We start from the raw sequence: 20,865 nt of genomic DNA on the forward strand, positions 1-20,865 counted from the left end.
GTGATCATGCGCGCGCATGCACCGACTCCGCGCGGACCGGGCCCCGGTCAGACCTCATCGGCGCGCAGCCGGCGCAGCAGAGCCTCGAGCTCGCTGAAGATCGGCTGCGGAGCCGCGATCAGCAGCCCGTTGCCCGCAGGCCGGCCGTCGAAGCCCGCGACGACGGCTCCCGCCTCCTCCGCGACGAGGGCGCCGGCCGCGAGGTCCCACGGGTTCAGCCCGCGCTCGTAGTAGGCGTTGAGCGACCCGGAGGCGACCGAGCAGAGGTCGAGCGCCGCCGAGCCGATGCGGCGGATGTCGCGCACCGAGCCGAGCAGCTCCTGCACGACCGCGCCCTGGCGCATCCGGCGCGCGGCGTCATAGCCGAAGCCCGTGCCGACCAGGGCGAGCGAGAGCGAGGCGGGCGGAGCGACGTGCAGCGCGACCCCGTCCCGCTCGGCCCCGCCGCCACGGCTCGCGGTGTAGACCTCGCCGGTCGCCCCGTTCACGACCGCCCCGGCGAGCGCCGTCCAGGTCTCCGGGTCCGGCTCGCCCTCGACCACGGCGATGCTGACCGCGTAGGAGGGGATGCCGTAGAGGTAGTTGACCGTGCCGTCGATCGGATCGACGACCCAGGTGAGCCCGCTCGTCCCGCCACCCGCGCCCGACTCCTCGCCGAGGAAGCCGTCGTCCGGTCGCGCCTCGGCGAGCCGGCGGCGGATCAGCTGCTCGACCTCGCGATCGGCGGCCGTCACCACGTCCTCCGGCGACGACTTCGAGGCGGCGATCTCGACCCCGTCCTGGCGGCGCTGCCGGGCGAGGTGCGCCGCCTCGACGGCGATCGAGCGGGCGATGGCGAGGAGGGAGGCGTGGGCGCTCATGCGTCCAGCCTAGGGACCGGCCGGGCGGAGCGCGGGGCAGGTGGACACCGGGGCGGGCGGAGCAGGGGACAGGCGCAGACCGGGCGGGCCGAGGATCATGGAGGCATGAGCGCAGCCGTGACCCCCCAGCCCCCGATCGCCGTCACCGGAGCCACCGGGGCGGTGGGCGGCCGCGTCGCGCGCCTGCTCGCCGACGCCGGCCTCCCCCTCCGCCTCCTCGCCCGCGATCCGTCGCGCGCACCCGAGCTGCCGGGAGCGACGGCGGTGCGCTCCTCCTTCACCGATCCGGGCGACGCGCTCGACGGCGTCCGCCTCCTCCTGATGGTGTCGGCGGCCGAGAACGAGGACCGCCTCGCGGAGCACCTCTCGATGGTCGCGGCCGCCGCGCGCGCGGGCGTCGAGCACGTCGTCTACACGTCCTTCGCCGGCGCCTCCCCCACCGCGACCTTCACGCTCGCGCGCGACCACGCCGCGACGGAGGAGGCGATTCGCGCCTCCGGGATGGCCTGGACGTTCCTGCGCGACAACCTCTACCTCGACTTCGTCCCCGCGATGCTCGGCGACGACGGCGCGATCCGCGGCCCCGCCGGCACGGGACGCGCCGCGATCGTCGCCCGCGAGGACGTCGCTCGCGCGGCCGCCGCGATCCTGCGCGCCCCGGAGGAGCACCGCGGCGCGACCTACGAGCTCACCGGCCCCGAGGCGCTCACCTTCGACGAGATCGCCGCCGTCCTCACCGCCGCGGGCCGCCCCGCCGTCTTCGTCGACGAGACCCTCGAGGAGGCGCGCGCCTCCCGCCGCCGCTGGAACGCCCCCGACTGGCAGCTCGACGCCTGGATCAGCACCTACACCGCCGTCGCCGCCGGCGAGATGCAGCACGTCTCCGGCGACGTCGAGCGCCTGACGGGCCGCGCCCCGCTGTCCCTCGCGCAGTACCTCGCGGCGTCGCGCTAGACCGGTGTATCCATTTGCACTAAAATAGTTCCTGAGATGCGGTGAGCATCATCCGAACTATTTTCTCAGGGGGTCGTCATCATGGGGAGGACTGCGATCTCGTTGAATCCCGTCGCCGGCGACGCGCTGCGCCTGCTCGGCGCACAGGTGAGGATCGCGCGGCACGCACGGCGCTGGAGTTCCGCCGAACTGGCCGCGCGCGCCGGAGTCTCGGTCCCCACGGTTCTCGCGCTCGAGGCCGGCAAGCCCTCGGTCTCGATCGGGAACGCTCTGAACATCGCCGTCCTCGCGGGCGTCGACCTGTTCGGCATCGCCGACCCCGTGGAGCTGGCCCGCGCGCGCAAGCGCGGTGAGGACCGCGTCGCCCTGCTTCCCGCCAAGACCTACATGCCGCGGGAGGGCGCCGATGGCGACTTCGACTTCTGACATCTACGTCTGGACCTGGTTGCCCGGGTCGTCCGAGCCCGTTCCCGCGGGGCTCCTGCGGCGACGTGGCGACGACCTCCGCTTCCGCTACAGCGACAGGTACGCGGCGAGGACCGAGGCGATCAGTCTCTACGGCCCCGCCCTCCCCCTCCAGCCCGGCGTATGGTTCGAGCCTCAGGCCAACCTGCACATGCCGGGCGCCGTCAGAGACGCGTCGCCGGACAACTGGGGGCGTCGGGTGATCCTCAACCGCACGCTCGGCCAGGAGGCGGACGGAGACACCACCCTGCTCGACGAGGGCGAATATCTGCTGCGCTCTGCCTCCAACCGTCTCGGGGCGATCGACTTCCAGAGCCGGCCGGACGAGTACGAACCCCGCGGCGAGGCCGCCAGCCTCACCGAGCTGTACGACGCCGCCGAGCTCGTGCAAGCAGGAACGCCGCTCACTCCTGACCTCGATGACGCGCTCCTGGCCGGAACGGCCATCGGCGGGGCACGACCGAAGGCACTTCTCGCGAGCGAGGAGTCCGAGTACATCGCCAAGTTCTCGACCTCGGACGACCCGATCGACGTGGTCGGCGCCGAGGCCGCCGCCACCTTCCTGGCCTCCCACGCCGGTATCCCGACCGCGGGTATGACGATCGTCCGCTCGCTGGGTCGGAAGGCACTGCTGCTCGAGCGGTTCGATCGTCCGGGCGGAGGTCGTCGCCACCACGTCGTCTCCGCGCTGACCCTCCTCGATGCGCCGGAGACGTTTCTGCCGTACGGCTCGTACCCGGAGATCCTCGACGCCCTGAGGCCCACCACCGCGCGGCCCGAGGGCGTGGCCGACCAGCTCTTCCGTCGCGTCGCTTTCAACATCGCCGTCAGCAACACGGACGACCATCTGCGCAATCACGCGGCGTTCTGGGACGGCCGGCATCTCGAGCTGACGCCGGCCTACGATCTCAGCCCTGCGAGCAGCCGGAGCGAACGCGCGAATCAGGCCCTGGCGTACAGCAGATCCGGACGGAGGGACTCGAATCTCGGGAGCCTGCTCTCCGCAGCAGCCGACTACGGCCTCAGCCGCCGCGCTGCGTCGGCGATCGTCGAGGAGGTCCGGGACGCCATCCACAGCCACTGGGACGACGCCGCCGAGTTCGCGCAGCTGACGACGGTCGACAAGCAGCTCCTCTGGCGACGGCAGATCCTCCACCCGTCCATCGACTGGTGACCGTCGGTGGGTGCACCCGTCAGCGCCAGCCGCGCGCCGTCTCGTACGCCGCGATGCTGTCGACCATCGTGCCGATGAACGGGTAATCGCCGATCATCTCCCGCAAGAGCCGTTATGCGATTCATCACACGTCGCAAGTGCTCGAGGTCAGTCGATCTCGACGAACCCGCTACGCGGGCTACTCGATCAGCATGGAGGGCGCCTGCCTGCTCATGCTGGTCGAATAGCCGCGGCATGCGGCGTGTCGAGACCCCCACCTCCGGAGGCGGCGGAACGGAGGAAGCCCCGCTCGCCGCCTCGGGAGGCTGGTGCGGGGCTTCGATCGTGCAGTCGTTCGATATCGATGCTGTGGCGAGTGAGGGATTCGAACCCCCGAAGGCTACGCCGTCTGATTTACAGTCAGATCCCTTTGGCCGCTAGGGTAACTCGCCGTCGCGCACCCGACCGGGAGTCAAGCTCTCGACCGAAGGCGCTGGACAAGGATACCCACGCGCTCCCCGGATCGGAAATCGGCCTCAGCCCGCCGCCGCGGCGTAGCGCGACGCCGCCTCGGCGACCTTGCCCGCGTAGCTCGTCGCAGGGTTGTACGCCGCGATCGCGTCCCGCCAGCCCGACTGCGTGGTGAGGTCGCCGCCCGCCTGGCAGAGGTAGCGCGCGGCGGTCACCGCCTGCTGATCGACGTTCTGCGGGTCCCAGCCGGTCGACGCCCAGCGCATCCAGGTGGCGGGGATGATCTGCAGCGGGCCCATCGCCCGGTCCGTCTCGGGATCGCCGTCGAGCGCGCCGCCGTCGTTGTCCTCGACGCGGTCGAACTGCGTGCCGTCCAGCGAGGGTCCGTAGATCGGCTCGGTGGGGCGCCCATCCTCGCCGAGCTCCCCGCCGAAGATGGTGCCGTGCCGGCTCTCGACGTAGCCGATGCCGGCGAGCGTCGCCCAGTCGAGGCCGCAACCGGGGTCGACCGAGGAGGTCAGCAGCGCCGCGCCCGCGTAGGCGGTGAGCGCGCGCACGGGGATCCCGCTGCCCTCGGCGGTGCCGGCCAGCCAGTCGCCGCTCGTGAGCTGGCGGACGGGAGTCGCCGCCGTCTCCTCCGGGTCCTCCAGCAGAGCCGGATCGGCCGCAACAGGCGCGGCGGCCGCCGGCGGCACGGTCACGAGCCCGTCCTCGTACTCCACCGCGGGCTCCGCGGGGCGGGTGCAGCCGACGAGCGCGAGGCCGACGAGCGGCAGGATCAGCAGGGCGGGAAGGCGGCGCACCGTCCCTTCGTACCAGGCGCGCCTCCGGATCGGCCCGGCCGAGGCGCGAAAGCTAAGCTCGGAGGCATGGCAGATTCAACGTTCGACGTCGTCAGCAAGGTCGACAAGATGGAGGCGGACAACGCCCTCAACCAGGCCCACAAGGAGGTCGAGCAGCGCTACGACTTCAAGAACGTCGGCGCCTCGATCGCCTGGAGCGGCGAGAAGATCCTGATCAAGGCGAACACCGAGGAGCGGGCCAACGCCATCCTCGACGTCTTCCAGACCAAGCTGATCAAGCGCGGCATCAGCCTCAAGAGCCTCGACTCGGGCGAGCCCTTCGCCTCCGGCAAGGAGTACCGGATCGAGTCCACGCTCAAGGACGGCATCGACCAGGAGCAGGCGAAGAAGATCAACAAGCTGATCCGCGACGAGGCGCCGAAGTCGGTCAAGTCGCAGATCCAGGGCGACGAGCTCCGCGTCTCGTCGAAGAGCCGCGACGACCTCCAGGCGACGATGGCGCTGCTGCGCGGGGCCGACCTCGACCTCGACCTCCAGTTCGTCAATTTCCGCTGAGGGATGTCGCACTCCGAGAGCACGCAGGCCCGACCCGGCATCGGGGCCCCCGACGCGCGGGGCCGCACCGGCCTCGACCGCGAGGGCTTCGACCTGACCGGCAACCCCGACGTCGTCGTGAAGTCGGTGACCCTCCTCTCCAGCCACTGGTACGTCCTGCGCACCACGGAGTTCGAGTACCGGCACCGCGACGGCCGCTGGACCACCGAGCACCGCGAGACCTACGACCGCGGCAACGGCGCGGCCGTGCTGCTCTACGACCTCGAGGCGCGGTCGGTCGTGCTGGTGCGCCAGTTCCGCTACCCCACCTACGTCAACGGCAACCTCGACGGCATGCTGCTCGAGGTGCCGGCGGGCCTCCTCGACGAGGAGGGTCCGGAGGAGGGCGCGCGCCGCGAGGCGTCGGAGGAGACCGGGCTGGAGGTCGGCCGGCTCGAGCACGTCTTCGACGCGTTCATGAGCCCGGGCTCGATCACCGAGATGCTGCACTTCTACGCCGGCCCCTACCGCGCGGGCTCGAGCGACGGCGTCTACGCCGGGCTCGCCGACGAGGGCGAGGACACCGAGCTCGTCGAGCTCTCCTTCGACGAGGCCCTCGCGCAGATCGGCGTCCAGATCATCGACGCGAAGACGATCATGCTGCTGCAGTGGGCGGCCCTGAGCGGCCCGTTCTCGCGCTGACGCCGGCAGCCCTCCCCTCGCGACGGCGGATCGCCATCCATGCTGATCGAGTAGCTCGCGGAGCGGGCGTATCGAGATCCACCGGCGCCAGAAGACAAGTCTGCAGACCCGCCCTTCTGAGGGCCGTGGGTCTCGATACGCCCCTGCGGGGCTACTCGACCAGCATGAATCTCCTGCTGACCGAGCAGCCCCGGAGAGAGAGCGACTCATGCTGATCGAGTAGCCCTCGAAGAGGGCGTATCGAGATCCACCGTCGTCCGGAGACCGGGTCTCGAGACGCCGCTGCGCGGCTGCTCGACCAGGAACGGCCGTCCGCTCAGGCCGTATACGCCCGCAGCGCGTCGCCGGTCCGTGTCTGCGCGCCCGCGACGAGGTCCGCCGGGCTCCCCTCGAACACGATCGCGCCGCCGTCGTGCCCCGCGCCGGGGCCGACGTCGATGATCCAGTCGGCGTGCGCCATCAGCGCCTGGTGGTGCTCGATCACGATCACCGAGGAGCCGGAGTCGACGAGGCGGTCGAGCAGACCGAGCAGATTGTCGACGTCGGCGAGGTGCAGCCCGGTCGTCGGCTCGTCGAGGATGTAGACCGACCCCTTCGAGGCCATGTTGATCGCGAGCTTCAACCGCTGCCGCTCGCCGCCGGACAGCGTGTTCAGCGGCTGCCCCAGCGTCAGGTAGCCGAGCCCCACGTCGACGAGGCGCGCCAGGATCGTGTGCGCCGGCCCGGAGCCGAAGAACTCCGACGCCTCGACGATCGGCATCGAGAGCACCTCGTGGATGTTCCTCCCGCGCAGCCGGTACTCGAGCACCTCGGCGGTGAACCGCTTGCCCTCGCACTCCTCGCAGACCGACGAGACGGTCGCCGCCGGGCCGAGCTCGGTGAAGATCAGCCCGGCGCCCTTGCAGACCGGGCAGGCACCCGCGGAGTTGGCGCTGAACAGGGCCGCCTTCACGCCGTTCTCCTTGGCGAAGGCGGTGCGGATCGCATCGAGCACGCCGGTATAGGTGGCGGGGTTGCTGCGCCGCGAGCCGCGGATCGGCGACTGGTCGGCCACGATCACCCCCGGCCGCTTCGCCAGCGAGCCGTGGATGAGCGAGGACTTGCCCGACCCTGCCACGCCCGTGACGACGGTCAGCACTCCCAGCGGTACGTCGACGTCGACCCCGCGCAGGTTGTGCGTCGAGGCCCCGCGGATCTCGGCGACGCCCGTGCGCCGGCGCACCTCGCTCTTCAGCGGCACCCGGTGATCGAGATGGCGGCCGGTCAGCGTGTCGGACTCCCGCAGCGCCTCGACCGAGCCCTCGAAGCGGATCTCACCGCCGTGCGAGCCGGCCCGCGGGCCGAGGTCGATGACGTGGTCGGCGACCGCGATGATCTCCGGCTTGTGCTCGACGACGAGGACCGTGTTGCCCTTGTCGCGGAGCCGCCGCAGCAGCTCGATCACCCGCGAGACGTCGTGGGGATGGAGCCCCGCCGTCGGCTCGTCGAAGACGTAGGTGATGTCGGTGAGGCTCGAGCCCAGGTGCCGCACCATCTTGACCCGCTGCGCCTCGCCGCCCGAGAGCGTGCCCGACTCGCGGTCGAGCGAGAGGTAGCCGAGCCCCACCTGCACGAGCGAGTCGAGCGTCCCCAGCAGCGCCTCGACGATCGGGGCGACGGAGGGGTCGCGCACGCCGCGAAGCCACTCCGCGAGATCGGTCGCCTGCATCGACGAGCACTCGGCGATGTTCCGGCCGCCGATCAGCGAGGAGAGCGCCGCGCGAGTGAGCCGCGCTCCCCCGCACTCCGGGCAGGCGCCGAAGGTGGCCACCCGCTCGGCGAAGGCGCGGATGTGCGCCTGCGCCGCCTCCTTCGCGAGGTAGAGCCGGGTCACCTTGACCACCAGGCCCTCGTAGGTCATGTTGATGCCCGCGATCGGCAGCTTGGTGGCCGGCTTGTAGAGGAAGTCGTCGAGCTGCTCCGGGGTGAACTCGGCGATCGGCACGTCCGCGGGGTAGAGCCCCGACTCGGCCAGGCTCTTCCAGTACCAGCCGCCGACGACGAAGTTCGGCACCGCGTCGAGCGCACCGCCCTCGAGCGACTTCGAGCGGTCGAACAGCGCGTCGAGGTCGATGTCGGAGACGCGGCCGGTGCCCTCGCAGCGCGGGCACATCCCCTCGGGCAGGTTGAACGAGAACGCGCCGCTGGTGCCCACGTGCGGGTCGCCGATCCGACTGAAGAGGATGCGGAGCATCGTGTACGCGTCGGTCGCGGTGCCGACGGTGGAGCGGCCGTTCGCGCCCATCCGTTCCTGGTCGACGACGATCGTCGCCGAGAGCCCGTCGAGCGACTCGACGTCCGGCCGGGCCGGCGAGCCCATGAACTGCTGCAGGAACGCCGAGTAGGTCTCGTTGATCAGCCGCTGCGACTCCGCCGCGATCGTCCCGAACACCAGCGACGACTTGCCGGAACCCGAGACGCCCGTGAACACCGTGATCCGGCGCTTCGGGATGTCGACGTCGACGCCGCGGAGATTGTTCTGCCGGGCGCCGCGCACCCGGATCACGTCGTGCGCGCTCCTGTCCGGACTCGTCGCAGGCACATCGAGCGTCGTCATCGGGTCTCCGTCCGTCAGCGGTGCCCGAAGCCTAGAGGAGGCCACCGACGTCCGGGAGTCGCCGAGGGCGGCCGGACCGGAAGGGCCCCTCAGCAGCGCGGAATGCTCCTCACTGGTCGTGGCCGGTCCACACGACAGTCCGGGTGCTCTGTGCCCAGGGCTTGTCCGAGGGCCAGCTGCGGAGGGTGATGGTCTGCGGATTCGGCAGCGGCCGGTCGAAGGCGACGCTGAAGGCGCCGGTCGCGTCGGTCTCGATCGGCGGTAGGGCGGGGTCGTCCCCGAGCCGGAGTTGGATCTTCTGACCCGCGGGGACGGTGCCCTCGATGCCGGTCGTGGTGAGCCGGGTGATCCGGATGGGCGAGTCCTCGACGCTCTCCGGGATCGGAGCCGGGACGGTGGGTCCGCCATCGAGGACGATGCGCTCGGCGATCGTGTGGTCCATGAACGTCGCGACGAGACGGGTGCTGCCACCGGGCGCATCCGGCCGCGCGGTGAGGGTGAAGTGCCCGTCCGCCGCGGTGACCGAGTCGGAGGCGGGGAGGCCGTTCTTCGTCGCGTCGATGCTGTCCTGCGGCATCGTCTGCAGCTGGACGACCGCGCCCGGGGTGACGGTGCCGATGACGGTCCGCCCCTCGACGCGCAGGTCGGATCCCCACTCCACGGCGGGCTTCGGCGTCGGCTTCCCCGTCGTGGTGACGGTGACGGTCTTGCCGGCGCTGGCGAAGCCGCCGGTGTCGACGGTCGAGGTGTGCAGCTCGTAGGTCGCGGTCGCGCCGGGCCCCTGGAAGCCCTTCTCGTTGCGGCAGACCCAGAGGCCGACCGTGTTCACCTTCGTCGCCCCGCAGGCGAGGTCCTTCGTGGTCGAGTTCCAGACCTGGACGAACGAGCCGGGCGTGCCCGTGCCGGTGAACGAGGTCACCGAGTCGATGGGCGCTGGTGACGCGGGCGCGGTGAACGCCCAGTCGCGCTGCACCTTCGTCACCGACGCGAGGACCATCTCCTCCGTGACCATCGGCGTCGCGAACGCGTTCCTCGACGGCGCCCAGAGCGGCAGGTCGTCGAGCGCGTGCCGGAACCTGCTCTGCATCGTCGTCCGGATCGAGCCCAGCGGAGTCGTGAACTCGTCCACCCGGACCGGCGTCGGATTCACGGTCGGCAGGGCGTCGAGGTCGACGTGGTGCTTGAAGCCGTTGATCGACACGCCGCCGTTGTCGTTCATCGTGTCCGCCCACTTCTTGCGGAACTCCGTGAACACCGCACCGCTGTTGTACTCCTGAAGAAGAGCATCCAGGCCCTGGTCCAAGCTGATCGCTCCGGCGGACGCGATCCTCGCCAGCTCCTGGTCGGTCGCCTCCCGGATCAGCCGCTTCTGCTCCTGACTTCCGCCGGGGCCGCCCCCGGTCGTCAGGTCATCACCGGCGTTGAGCTGCTCCAGATCGACCTTCGTCTGGAGGTAGTCGGCCCGGTAGCGGGCTTCGTCCATCCGGTCCGAGACGGCGTCGCGCATCGAGTCGGCCATCGCGTTCGCCTGCTTCTCCAGCGCCGGATCTGCCCAGTCCTTGAACGCCACGGCCATCTGCTGCCCGGCGTCCATCGCGCCCTCCACCGGCGACGGGTGCGACCAGATGGAGGTGGCCGTGTAGAGGACCATCAGCGGCGCCAGCACCGGCATCGCAGCCGTCAAGGTCCCCGCCATCGAGAAGATGAAGTCCGTCTCGCTGCCGCCCTGATCGAACGCGATGATCGACGTCACGAACCCGACCACCGACCCCGCAGCGCCCAGGGTCGTCGCGATCCTCGACCCCAGGATCGGCGCGATCGAGGTGACGATGTCCGTCGTCGTGTTGGTGATCGACAGCGCACTCACATCGCCCTGCATCAGGCCGAGGACATCCAGCCCGACGCCGACACCACTCAGCGAATCCGACCCCGCGAGGAACCGGAACGACGCCTTCTCGAACCCCGCAACGACCTTCGGATACCGCGCCCACACCCCCGACGCCAGACCCGGGCCGTGCACCTGCCGGATCGCGTCCCCCACCGGATCGGCCAGCACCCTTCGCTGCACCGCCCGCGGACCCTCGAACGCTGACGACACCTCCGACGCCACCCGCGCCTCGAACGCGGTCGACTTCTCCGGCGACGTCGGCCTGCGAGTGGTCGCCCCGCACGCGAGGCACGACTCCCCCGGGCCGGCCCCCCGTCCGGCCCCGGATCCGACGGGCGACCCGGGCCGGCTCGGCGACCCGACCGGAGAATCGGGCTGCTCCGGCGCGTCCCAGGTCCCCTGCGCCGGCACGACATCGGTGCGACCCCGCAGATCGGCCGCCTCCCAGTCGTCGAAGCCCTGACGGACGGTGACGTCGAGCGTCAGGAAGTACTCTCCTCCGAGGACGAAGTTGCTGGGGTCGTACTCGGGGCGCGTCGTCACCCCCCGCTCGCGCGCGAAGGTGAGCTCTGTCGGCGGACGCATCGCGATGCTCAGGCGCGCGGCCGCCGCTCGGAGCCACCCGTCGCGCTGCCCCGCCGGAGTGTCGACGGCGAGGGACTTGTCCGCCGCGTGCTTCTGGGCCCGCAGGAACCACGGATCCACGCTGATCGAGGGGAACTCCTCCGGAGTGAACTCCGCTCGACCGTCCGGGTCGGGCGTCGTCAGGACCTCCCGCGCCGCGGTCAACCCGCGCGGCCCCCCGTGAGCGAACACCTCCTTCAGGCTCTCGAGGACCTCGCCCTCGTCGTCCGCGGGTCCGGTCAGGGGCCAGGAGCTCCACTCGGGTGTGTCGATCCAGACCTCCCCCGTCGGCTCGGCACCGCCCGCCGTCGCCACCGCGTGCATCAGCTCGTGGTGCACGGCCGTCTCGGCGCTCAGCAGCCGGCCCGCCCCAGACGCGGGGTCGAACCACATCGAGTGCGTCGTGTCGCCGTCCCCCCAGACATCCGGGCTCAGGGCGATCATGCTGCCCGATCCCTCGATGCCGCTGCCGAGGGAGGTCGCCCTCGTGCCTCGTACCTGGCCGGACGAGCGCTCCGCGAACACGATCTGCACGTCCGACGTCACCGCAGCCGAGCCGTCCGCCGGGGGACGGTCCAGACGGCCTCAGCGCCGGGGCCGACGAGATGAGGAATCGCCTTGAGCTCCGTGTCGCCCGTCGGAGTCGCGCGGATCCGCTCGAGGACTCCCGAGACCCGATCCACCAGCGTCTGGAACCGGTCCTCCGACAGCACGGTTCCGTCGGGGTCGAGCCCGTTCTTCCGCGACGACGGGACGACGTTCGTGACCCCGATGCCGGGCGCGATGCGGACGACCCGGTAGAGGAGATTCGACTCCGGCTGCTTCAGAGTCAGGCCGTTCTCGCCCGGAGCGCGGACGTCCACGCGCTGCGCCGGCGCGCCGCCGCCGGGCGCGGGGGGCTGCGGTGCCGCGTGCGCAGGGGGTGCCAACAGGCCGGCCAGGAGTGCCAGGACGACGACGACCGCCGCCGTCCTCGCTCGCTTCGTCCGACCGTCGACCCCTGCCCGTGTGCTCATCCCAGGGACGGTAGCGATGCCGGGGAGCCCACCACCGGCGTTGGCGCGAGACGACCGCTTCCATGTCCAGCGATGGGGCAGCGACCCGGTCGGCGCGACCTGCTGCGGTCGCGCGGTGCACGCCCTGCTAGTGCACGCGGACGTCCGGCACGGCGGACGGCTGCTGTGTGTCCCCCGTCCAGACGACAGTGCGAGTGCTCTGCTGCCAGGGCTTGTCGGCTGGCCAGCTGCGGAGGGTGATGGTCTGCGGGTTCGGCAGCGGCCGGTCGAAGGTGAGGCGGAAGGCGTCGGCCGTGTCGGTCGCGACCGAGGGCAGCGCGGGGTCCTCCCCCAGGCGGAGCTGGACGCTCTGGCCCGCGGGGACGACGCCCTCGATGCTCGTCGCGGTGAGGTGGAGGATGTGGACGGGTGAGTCCTCGACGCTCTCCGGGACCCGGGCCGGGGCGGTGGGTCCGCCGTCCAGGACGATGCGCTCGGCGATGACGTGGTCCTTGAAGGTCGCGACGAGGCGGGTGCTGCCGCCGGGGGCGTCGGGCCTCGCGGTCAGGGTGAAGTGCCCGTCCGCTGCGGTGACCGGGTCGGACACGGGGAGTCCGTTCTTCGTCGTGTCGATGCTGTCCTGGGGCATGGTCTGCAGTTGCACGACGGCGCCCGCCGTGACGGTCCCCGTCACGGTGCGACCCTCGACATGAAGGTCGGCTCCCCATTCGACGACGGGCTCGGGCTTCGCCTTCCCGGTCGTGGTCACGGTGACGGTCTTCCCGGTGCTCGCGAACCCGCCCGTGTCCACGGTCGAGGAGTGCAGCTCGTACGTCGAGCTGATCCCCGGTTCCTGGAAGCCCTTCTCGGGGCGGCAGACCCACAGGCCGACGGTGTTCACCTTCGTCGCGCCGCAGGCGAGGTCCTTGGTGGTCGTGTTCCAGACCTGCACGAACGAGCCCGGCGTCCCCGTCCCGGTGAACGCGGTCAGCGAGTCGACGGGCGCGGCCGAGGTGGTCGGCGGCCCGGTGAAGCCCCAGTCGCGCTGCACCTTCGGCACCGACGCGAGGACCGTCTCCTCGGTGACCATCGGTGTCGCGAACGCGTTCCTCGACGGCGTCCACAGTGGCAGGGCGTCGAGCGCGTGCCGGTAGCGGCTCTGCATGATCGTGCGGATCGAGCCCAGCGGCGTCGTGAACTCGTCCACGTGCACCGGCGTCGGATTCGTCGTCGGCAGCTCGTTCAGATCGACGTGGTGCTTGATCCCGTTGATCGACACGCCCCCGTCCTCGTTCATCGTGTCCGCCCAGTGCTGGCGGAACTCGGTGAACACCGCACCGTTGTTGTACTCCTCCAGCAGCGCGTCCAAGCCCTGATCCAGGTTGATCGCCCCCGCCGAGGCGATCCGCGACAGCTCCTGATCCGTCTCCTCCCGGACCACGCGCTTCTGCTCCTGACTCCCCCCGTCACCACCACCGGTGGTCAGATCGTGACCCTCGGCCAGCTGATCCAGATCGACCTTCGTCTGGAGGTAGTCCGCCCGGTAGCGGGCCTCCTCCATCCGATCCGAGGCCACGTCGCGCATCGAGTCCGCCATCGCGTTCGCCTGCTTCTCCAGCGCCGGCAGCGCCCAGTCCTTGAACGCCACCGCCATCTGCTGCCCGGCGTTCATCCCCTCCTCGATCGGTGTCGACTGCGAGAAGATCGACACGACCATGTAGAGCACCATCAACGGAGCCAGCTCCGGAACCATGCTCATCAGAAGCCCCACCATCGAGAAGATGTACTCCGTCTCGCTGCCCCCCTGGGTGAAGGCGATCGTCGACGTGATGAACCCGACCACCGCCCCCGCGCCACCGATCGTGTTCGCGATCCGAACACCCAGCATCGGCGCGATCGACGTCATGATGTCCGTCGTCGTGTTCGCGATCGACAGCGCACTCGTGTCCCCCCGCAGAAGCCCCATCACATCCAGAGCGATGCCACCCGCCCCGACACCGTCCGTCCCCGTGAGCAACCGCAGCGGCGCCTTCTGCAACCCCGCCACCAGCTTCGGATACCGCGACCACACCCCCGACGCCAGACCAGGACCATGCACCTGCCGGACCGCATCGCCCACCGGATCCGCCAGCACCCGCCGCTGCACCGCCCGCGGACCCTCGAACGCCGACGACACCTCCGACGCCACCCGCGCCTCGAAGGCTTCAGCCTCCTCCGCCGGCAACGCGCGACCCACCGTGCCCCCGCACGACGAGCACCTGACACTCGGCAGGGACTCCGGGTCACCCCCGGCTCGGTCGGCAGCGCTGGCCCGACTCGATCCGCCGTCCGACGAGCCGGACTCCGACGACCGGCCCGTGTCGTCCGAGGAGTCGGATGTGTGGCCCGAGGAGTCGGACTCATGGCCCGACGAGGACTCGGACGACCCGTCGGGCTCCGCCGCTCGGCTCGGGGCGACTTCCGAGAGGAGGGCCAGGATCGGCCTCTCCCAGGTCCCTCGCAAGGGGACGACGTCGGCCCGCTGACGCAGGTCCGCGGCCTTCCACGGCTCCTGGCCACCTGTGACCGAGATGCGGATCGTCGTGCTGGAGAAGTCGCCGATGACGAAGCCGCTGGGGTGGTACTCGGCCCGCCCCGGCAGCCCGCTCTCGCGAGAGAAGGTGGTCTCCCGAGGCGGGTTCATCGCCATGCTCAGCCGAGCGGCAGCCGCTCGCAGCCATCCCTCGCGCTCGGACGCGGGAGTGTCCGCAGCGGTGAATCGGTCCATCGCCTGTCGCTGCGCCCTCAGGAACCACGGATCGATCGAGATGGACGGGAACTCCTCCGGCGTGAACTGCGGTGGCGCGCCGTTCGGCCCCGGGGACAGCAGCATCGACCGTGCCGCCGTCAGCCCGCGGGGTCCTCCCTGAGTGAAGATCTCGTCGAACTCGACACCGACCTCGACCGACACGTCCGGGTCGCCCGCGATCGGCCAGCTCGTCCAGGCTGCGGTCGGAACCTGCACGCGTCCTCTCGCGGGCATCGCCTCGCCGAGGTCGGCGATCGCGTGCATCAGCTCGTGCTGGATCGTCTGCTCGGGCGTCAGCATGCGCGCCTCCCCGGTGGACGGATCGATGTAGGCCCGACCGGTCGCGTCCTCGTCGTACCAGGTCGCTCCGCCCAGAGTGATCAGGCTCCCGCCGCCCGTCAGATCCTTGCCGAGTGGCACTTGGCCGTTGCTGTCCTCGATGACACCGGCGCCCTCGGCGAACACGATCTGCACCCTCGAGGTGAGCGCCTCGCCCGCCGTCTGCGGAGCCGTCCACACGTTCTTCGCCGTCGGTGCGAGCAGATGCGGGATCGCCTTGAGCGCGGCATCTCCCGTCGGGGTCCTCCGGATCTGCTCGATGACGCTCGAGATCCGATCCGCGAGCAGCTGGAACCCGTCCTCCGACAGGACCGTCCCATCCGGATGCAGATCGAACGCCTCCTCGGGCGACACCTGATCGGTCACGCCGATTCCGGGGGCGATCTCGACGACTCGGTAGAGGCTCTCCGAGCGCGGCTGGCGCACCGTCAGGCCTGCCGCGCCGGGGTCGCCGACGTCCACCCGGTGCGCGGGCTCCGTGACCGCGGGCCCGGCTGGCCCGGCCGCGGGCGGAGGCAGCGGCGACGCCTCCGCGACGGGTACTGCCAGGCCGACCAGGAGCGTCAACGCGACCAGGGCCGCAGCCCGTGCTCGCAGGAATCGACTCGTGCTGAGCGGGCGCATCCTGGTTCTCATGTCAGGGAGGCTAGAGAATCCTGGGAGACCGCCGCACGCTCGGGTGACGGCTTGGCGCGCGGCGGCCGGGCACCCTCGACAGTCGACGCGAACGGCAGCCGAGGAGGTCCCCCGCGTCGCCTCCCGGGGCGGTCGATCGGTCCAGCCCGCTCTACGGCGCCCTGGGAACCGTCGGAAGACGTCGAAAGGCCCCCGGATCGCTCCGGAGGCCCTTCGACGGCGGGGTCAGCTCGAGACGGTCTCGCCGCGCGAGATCGAGATCATGTCCTCGCGCGGGACGACCTTCACGCGCACGCGGCCCTGCGGAGCGCCGAGCGCCTGCTCGTGCTCGTCGAGGCGGTGCCAGCCGTCGAGGTCCGTGTACGCGACGCCGCGCTCCTCGAGCAGGGCGACGACCGCCGACTCCTCGGGGTGCGCCGGGGTCCACCAGGACGCCTGGTCGTTGAGCACGTGCCCGACGGTCTCCATCGCGTCCGACTTGGTGTGGCCGATCAGGCCGACCGGTCCGCGCTTGATCCAGCCGGTGGCGTAGACGCCGTGCACGGGCTCGTCGTTGTCGTCGAGCACCTGGCCCTCGCGGTTCGGGATGACGCCGCGCATCTCGTCGAACGGCAGGCCGTCCAGCGGCGAGCCGAAGTAGCCGACCGCGCGATACACGGCCTGGACCGCGATCTCGCGGATCTCGCCGGTGCCGCGGGTGCCGCCCTCGCCGTCCGGCTCGGTGCGCTCGTAGCGGATGGCGGAGACGCGGCCGGTGCCGTCGTCGACGAGCTCCAGCGGCTTGGCCCAGAAGTGCAGGTGCAGGCGGCGCGAGGCGGAGCCGACCTCGCGGGTGCGCCACTGGTTCAGCACCCGGTTGATCACCATGACCTGCTTGTTGGTCTCGATGGCCGCCTGCGAGGCGGGGTCGAGCACGAAATCCTCGTCGGCGACGATCATGTCGACGTCGCGCAGCTCGCCGAGCTCGCGCAGCTCGAGCGGCGTGAACTTGACCTGCGCCGGTCCGCGGCGGCCGAAGACGTGGACATCGGTGACGGGCGAGGCGGCGAGACCCTCGTAGACGTTCGGCGGCACCTCGGTGGGCAGGAGGTCCTCGGCGTGCTTCGCGAGCATCCGCGAGACGTCGAGCGCGACGTTGCCGTTGCCGATCACGGCGACGGAGGAGGCCTCGAGCGGCCAGGTGCGCGCCACGTCGGGGTGGCCGTCGAACCAGCTGACGAAGTCGGCGGCGCCGTAGGAACCCTCGAGCTCGACCCCGGGGACGTCGAGCGGGGCGTCGCGGATCGCACCGGTCGAGAAGATCACGGCGTTGTAGTGCCGCTTGAGGTCCTCGAGCGTGATGTCGGTGCCGAAGTGCACGTTGCCGAAGATGCGGATGTCACCGCGGTCGAGCACCTCGCGGAGCGCCGTGATGATGCCCTTGATCCGCGGGTGGTCCGGTGCGACGCCGTAGCGGACGAGGCCGTACGGCGCCGGCAGGTGCTCGAACAGGTCGATCGAGACGTCGTACTTCTTCTCGGCCTTGATCATGAGGTCGGCGGCGTAGATGCCCGCGGGACCCGCGCCGACGATGGCCAGCCTGAGCTTGGTCATTGCATTCCTCCTGCCGGGGCGCCGAGGCGCGTCACCGGACTCATTCCTGCGGCGCTCGAATGCGCGCCGCGACGATTCGGTCAGCCGTTGCGGTCGACGACCGTGTCGGCGAAGCGCGTGAGCGCCTTGCGGACCGGCCCGTCGGGCAGCGGAGCGAGGGCGTCGACGGCCTCGTCGGCCCAGCGGTGGGCCTCGGCGAGGGTCTGCGCCGTCACGGGGTGGTCGCGCAGCTGCGCGATGGCGTCGGAGATGTCGGCGCTCTGCTCGTCGGTGTGCGCGATCGCGTCGTTCGTGCGGCTGACGTAGCTCTCGATCCGGGCGAGCAGCACGGCCGCGTCGCGATCGGAGGCGGCCCGCTCGCGCAGGCGCAGGATCGGCAGCGTCGAGACGCCGGCGCGGATGTCGGTGCCCGGATTCTTGCCGGTCTCCTCCGGCTGCGGCGAGAGGTCGATGACGTCGTCGACGATCTGGAAGGCGACGCCGATCTTCTCGCCGAAGACGCGCACCGCCTCCTCGAACGGCGCGGGCGCCTCGGAGAAGACGACGCCGGTGCGCGCGGCGGCGGCGATCAGCGAGCCGGTCTTGTCGGCCAGGACGCCGAGATAGTGCTCGACGGGGTCCTCGCCGGCGCTCGGGCCGACCGTCTCGTGCAGCTGGCCGAGCACGAGGCGCTCGAAGGTGTCGGTCTGCAGGCGGATGGCCCGCTCGCCCAGCTCGGTCATCAGCTGGTTCGCCCGCGCGAAGAGCAGGTCGCCGGTGAGGATCGCGACGTTGTTGCCCCAGACGGTCTGCGCCGAGGGCACGCCGCGGCGCTTCTCCGCCTCGTCCATGACGTCGTCGTGGTACAGCGAGCCGAGGTGGGTGATCTCGATGGCCTGCGCGGCGCTGAGCACCTCGGGGGTGTTGCCCCGGCCGAGCTGCGCGGTGAGCAGGGTGAGCATCGGCCGCACCCGCTTGCCGCCGGCCTCGAGCAGGTAGCGCGTCGAGACGTCGGCGACCGCGTCCGCGAAGGACAGCTGCTGGACCATGCCGGCCTCGACGCGCTCGAGGCCGTCGTCGATGCTGCGGGCGAGGGCGCGGTCCGGAGCGGTCGAGAAGATGCGCTCGGAGAGGCCGAGCTGCGCCGTCAGCGACGGACTGCGGCGGGCGACGGGCGCACTGGCGTTCACAGTCAAACCCTAACGTCTCGGCCCGGCAGGCCCCTGGACGCGCATCAGCTCGCCGCGATCGGCTTGACCCCGCGGTGCAGCGCCACGATCCCGGCCGTGAGGTCGCGGTGGGCGACGCGCTCGAAGCCGGCGGCGCGGAGCCAGCCGGCGACGACCTTCTGCTCGGGCCAGGCGCGGATGGAGTCGCCGAGGTAGTCGTAGGCCGGGTCGTTCGAGGAGGCGAGCCCGACGATCACGGGCATGACCTTCGTGAGGTAGAAGTCGTAGGCGGCGGCGAGCGGCTTGAGCGGCGGGGTCGAGAACTCGCAGATCACGACGCGGCCGCCGGGCTTGACCACGCGGAAGAACTCGGCGAGCGCCGTGCGCGGCTCGGAGACGTTGCGCAGCCCGAAGGAGATGGTCACGGCGTCGAAGGAGTCGTCCTCGAAGGGGAGCTTCATCGCGTCGGCGAGGACGAACTCGATGAGCTCGTTCTCGGCGTGCCGACGGCGGCCGACCGAGATCATCCCCCGCGAGAAGTCGGCGGCGACGACCTGCGCGCCGGAGCGCGCCAGCGAGGCGCTCGAGGTGCCGGTGCCGGCCGCGACGTCGAGGATCCGCTCGCCCGGCGCCGGGTTGACGGCGCGGGTCGTGGCGATCCGCCAGAGGTGGTCGTTGCCCACGGAGAGGACGGTGTTCGTCAGGTCGTAGGCGGGCGCCACCGTGTCGAACATGGCAGCGACCTCGTCGGGTCGCTTGGTGAGGTCTGCCTTAGTCACGATCATCGAGTCTAGGGCGGGGAGCGGGGCGGCGGCTGTGCATCGGCCGCCCTTGCACATCCGCTCATCCGGCTGCCGCCGACCGCTCTCGGGCGACTGCTGCCGACCGCAGCAAAGGAGCGGGAAGAAGAGGGAGAGAGGGCGGAGGTGCCGGGGCCGCCTTGCTCCGCCTAGCTGCGGCGGCCCCGGACGAGGAAACGGTAGCAGCGGGCCCCCAGGGGAGGGTCCCCGCGGCGCACAACGTCTCGCTTTCCGGCGCGGGCGTACTGTGGAGCAGTGACATCGACCGGGGCCGGGGCTCCTCCCCTCCATGCCGAGACGACGCCGCTCGACGGCCCGCAGGAGCTGCTCTCCCGCGTCGATCCGCGGCGTCCGCTGCTCTGGCAGCGCGGCGGGGCCGGGCTGGCCGGGCTCGGCGAGGTGCTGCGGCTCGAGTTCTCCGGTCCGGATCGCATCCGCGAGGCCTCCGCCGCCTGGCGCGAACTGTCGGTCTCGGCCGTCGTCGAGGACCCGCTCGGCGTCCCCGGCACGGGGCTCGTGGCCTTCGGCGCCTTCGCCTTCTCGAGCGGGTCGAGCGCCCGCAGCGTCCTCATCGTCCCCCGAGTGGTGATCGGCTCGCGCGGCGGGCGGTCCTGGCTGACCCGCATCCGCACCGCCGACGAGCCGACGGGTTCGCCGAGCGTCCCCGACTCGGTGCCGTACGGCGACGAGTACCGGCTCCCCCTCCTCCCCGGCGCGATGACGCCCGACGCCTACCGCGCCGCCGTCGCCTCGGCCGTCGGCACGATCCGCTCGGGCGCGCTCGAGAAGGTCGTCCTCGCGCGGGACCTGCAGGGGCGACTCCCCCGGGACGCCGACCGTCGCCGTCTCCTGCGCGATCTCGCGAACGGCTACCCCGACTGCTGGACCTTCTCGGTCGACGGCTTCCTCGGCGCGAGCCCCGAGACGCTCGTCGGCGTCGATCACGGAGCGATCACCGCGCGCGTCCTCGCCGGCACCAGCGCGCGCGGCGGGGACGCGGAGGAGGACGCCGCGATCGTCCGCTCTCTCCTGGCGAGCCCGAAGGACCGCTCCGAGCACGCCTTCGCGATCGCCAGTCTCCTGCGCGAGCTGCGCCCGCACACCGGCTCGCTCTCCACCACTCCCGAGCCCTTCGCGCTGAAGCTGCCGAACCTGTGGCACCTCGCGACCGACGTGCGCGGCACGCTCGACGACGGCTCCACCGCGCTCGACCTCGTCGACGCCCTGCACCCGACGGCCGCCGTCGCGGGCACCCCGACCGACCGGGCCCTCGATCTGCTCGAGGAGCTCGAGCCGTTCGACCGCGGCCGCTACGCGGGGCCGGTGGGCTGGATCGACGGCGACGGCGACGGAGAGTGGGCCGTGGGGCTGCGCAGCGCCCAGGTCTCGGCCGACGGCGCCGTCACCGCCTGGGCCGGCGCGGGCATCGTCGCCGACAGCGATCCGGCCGCGGAGCTCGCGGAGACCGGGATGAAGTTCCGCCCGATCCTCGACGCACTCGGCTGACCCGCCCCGC

General features: G+C 71.4%; 15 protein-coding genes and 1 tRNA gene. 6 read left to right on the forward strand and 10 right to left on the reverse strand.

The window, feature by feature from the left end:
- Nucleotides 1-47: 47 nt before the first annotated feature.
- Nucleotides 48-860, reverse strand: coding sequence for an inositol monophosphatase family protein (locus HQQ86_RS10280; RefSeq protein ID WP_173287998.1), 813 nt, complete (start codon nucleotides 858-860; stop codon nucleotides 48-50).
- A gap of 105 nt (nucleotides 861-965) precedes the next feature.
- On the opposite strand from HQQ86_RS10280, the gene HQQ86_RS10285 reads away from it, so the two are divergent.
- The 3 genes from HQQ86_RS10285 to HQQ86_RS10295 all read left to right on the forward strand — a co-directional run bounded on the left by HQQ86_RS10285 (nucleotide 966) and on the right by HQQ86_RS10295 (nucleotide 3,453).
- Nucleotides 966-1,814, forward strand: coding sequence for an SDR family oxidoreductase (locus tag HQQ86_RS10285; RefSeq protein ID WP_173287999.1), 849 nt, complete (start codon nucleotides 966-968; stop codon nucleotides 1,812-1,814).
- Between the two features lie 102 nt (nucleotides 1,815-1,916).
- Nucleotides 1,917-2,240: a helix-turn-helix transcriptional regulator gene (locus tag HQQ86_RS10290; RefSeq protein WP_216845300.1), complete on the forward strand. Its 324-nt coding sequence runs from the start codon at nucleotides 1,917-1,919 to the stop codon at nucleotides 2,238-2,240.
- Nucleotides 2,221-3,453: a type II toxin-antitoxin system HipA family toxin gene (locus HQQ86_RS10295; RefSeq protein WP_173288001.1), complete on the forward strand. Its 1,233-nt coding sequence runs from the start codon at nucleotides 2,221-2,223 to the stop codon at nucleotides 3,451-3,453. The genes HQQ86_RS10290 and HQQ86_RS10295 overlap by 20 nt, the downstream gene beginning before the upstream one ends.
- 349 nt (nucleotides 3,454-3,802) lie before the next feature.
- Here HQQ86_RS10295 and HQQ86_RS10300 read toward each other — a convergent pair.
- Both HQQ86_RS10300 and HQQ86_RS10305 read right to left on the reverse strand, forming a co-directional pair.
- Nucleotides 3,803-3,884, reverse strand: a tRNA-Tyr gene (locus HQQ86_RS10300).
- A gap of 84 nt (nucleotides 3,885-3,968) precedes the next feature.
- A complete protein-coding gene (locus tag HQQ86_RS10305; RefSeq protein WP_216845302.1) occupies nucleotides 3,969-4,706 on the reverse strand; it encodes a hypothetical protein in 738 nt (245 codons plus the stop codon).
- 66 nt (nucleotides 4,707-4,772) lie between these two features.
- On the opposite strand from HQQ86_RS10305, the gene HQQ86_RS10310 reads away from it, so the two are divergent.
- A complete protein-coding gene (locus tag HQQ86_RS10310) occupies nucleotides 4,773-5,261 on the forward strand; it encodes a YajQ family cyclic di-GMP-binding protein (RefSeq protein WP_123447856.1) in 489 nt (162 codons plus the stop codon).
- A gap of 3 nt (nucleotides 5,262-5,264) precedes the next feature.
- Nucleotides 5,265-5,942, forward strand: a complete 678-nt coding sequence (locus HQQ86_RS10315; RefSeq protein WP_173288002.1) for an NUDIX domain-containing protein — start codon at nucleotides 5,265-5,267, stop codon at nucleotides 5,940-5,942.
- 316 nt (nucleotides 5,943-6,258) lie between these two features.
- Here HQQ86_RS10315 and HQQ86_RS10320 read toward each other — a convergent pair whose 3' ends face one another.
- The 7 genes from HQQ86_RS10320 to ubiE form a co-directional block, all read right to left on the reverse strand.
- A complete protein-coding gene (locus HQQ86_RS10320; protein ID WP_173288003.1) occupies nucleotides 6,259-8,538 on the reverse strand; it encodes an excinuclease ABC subunit UvrA in 2,280 nt (759 codons plus the stop codon).
- A 109-nt stretch (nucleotides 8,539-8,647) separates the two neighbouring features.
- Nucleotides 8,648-11,494 (reverse strand): hypothetical protein, encoded by a 2,847-nt coding sequence (locus tag HQQ86_RS10325; RefSeq protein ID WP_173288004.1) that lies wholly within the window; start codon nucleotides 11,492-11,494, stop codon nucleotides 8,648-8,650.
- 98 nt (nucleotides 11,495-11,592) lie between these two features.
- Entirely contained in the window at nucleotides 11,593-12,066 is a 474-nt protein-coding gene (locus HQQ86_RS10330; protein WP_173288005.1) for a hypothetical protein, read from the reverse strand.
- Nucleotides 12,067-12,193: 127 nt separating this feature from the next.
- The gene (locus HQQ86_RS10335; protein WP_173288006.1) at nucleotides 12,194-15,808 is read right to left on the reverse strand and encodes a hypothetical protein; all 3,615 of its coding nucleotides are present in this window, start codon (nucleotides 15,806-15,808) and stop codon (nucleotides 12,194-12,196) included.
- 225 nt (nucleotides 15,809-16,033) lie between these two features.
- Complete coding sequence (locus HQQ86_RS10340) at nucleotides 16,034-17,401, reverse strand: FAD-dependent oxidoreductase (RefSeq protein ID WP_173288007.1); 1,368 nt, start codon at nucleotides 17,399-17,401, stop codon at nucleotides 16,034-16,036.
- 80 nt (nucleotides 17,402-17,481) lie between these two features.
- Nucleotides 17,482-18,570 carry a polyprenyl synthetase family protein gene (locus tag HQQ86_RS10345; RefSeq protein ID WP_173288008.1) on the reverse strand — a complete coding sequence of 363 codons (1,089 nt, stop codon included), beginning with the start codon at nucleotides 18,568-18,570 and terminating at the stop codon, nucleotides 17,482-17,484.
- Between the two features lie 44 nt (nucleotides 18,571-18,614).
- Nucleotides 18,615-19,334, reverse strand: coding sequence for a bifunctional demethylmenaquinone methyltransferase/2-methoxy-6-polyprenyl-1,4-benzoquinol methylase UbiE (gene ubiE, locus HQQ86_RS10350; protein WP_173288009.1), 720 nt, complete (start codon nucleotides 19,332-19,334; stop codon nucleotides 18,615-18,617).
- 270 nt (nucleotides 19,335-19,604) lie between these two features.
- On the opposite strand from ubiE, the gene HQQ86_RS10355 reads away from it, so the two are divergent.
- Entirely contained in the window at nucleotides 19,605-20,855 is a 1,251-nt protein-coding gene (locus HQQ86_RS10355) for a chorismate-binding protein (protein ID WP_173288010.1), read from the forward strand.
- Nucleotides 20,856-20,865 lie beyond the last annotated feature (10 nt).

Origin of the sequence: Rathayibacter sp. VKM Ac-2857 (assembly GCF_013205025.1) — a bacterium.
GTDB lineage: Bacteria > Actinomycetota > Actinomycetes > Actinomycetales > Microbacteriaceae > Rathayibacter.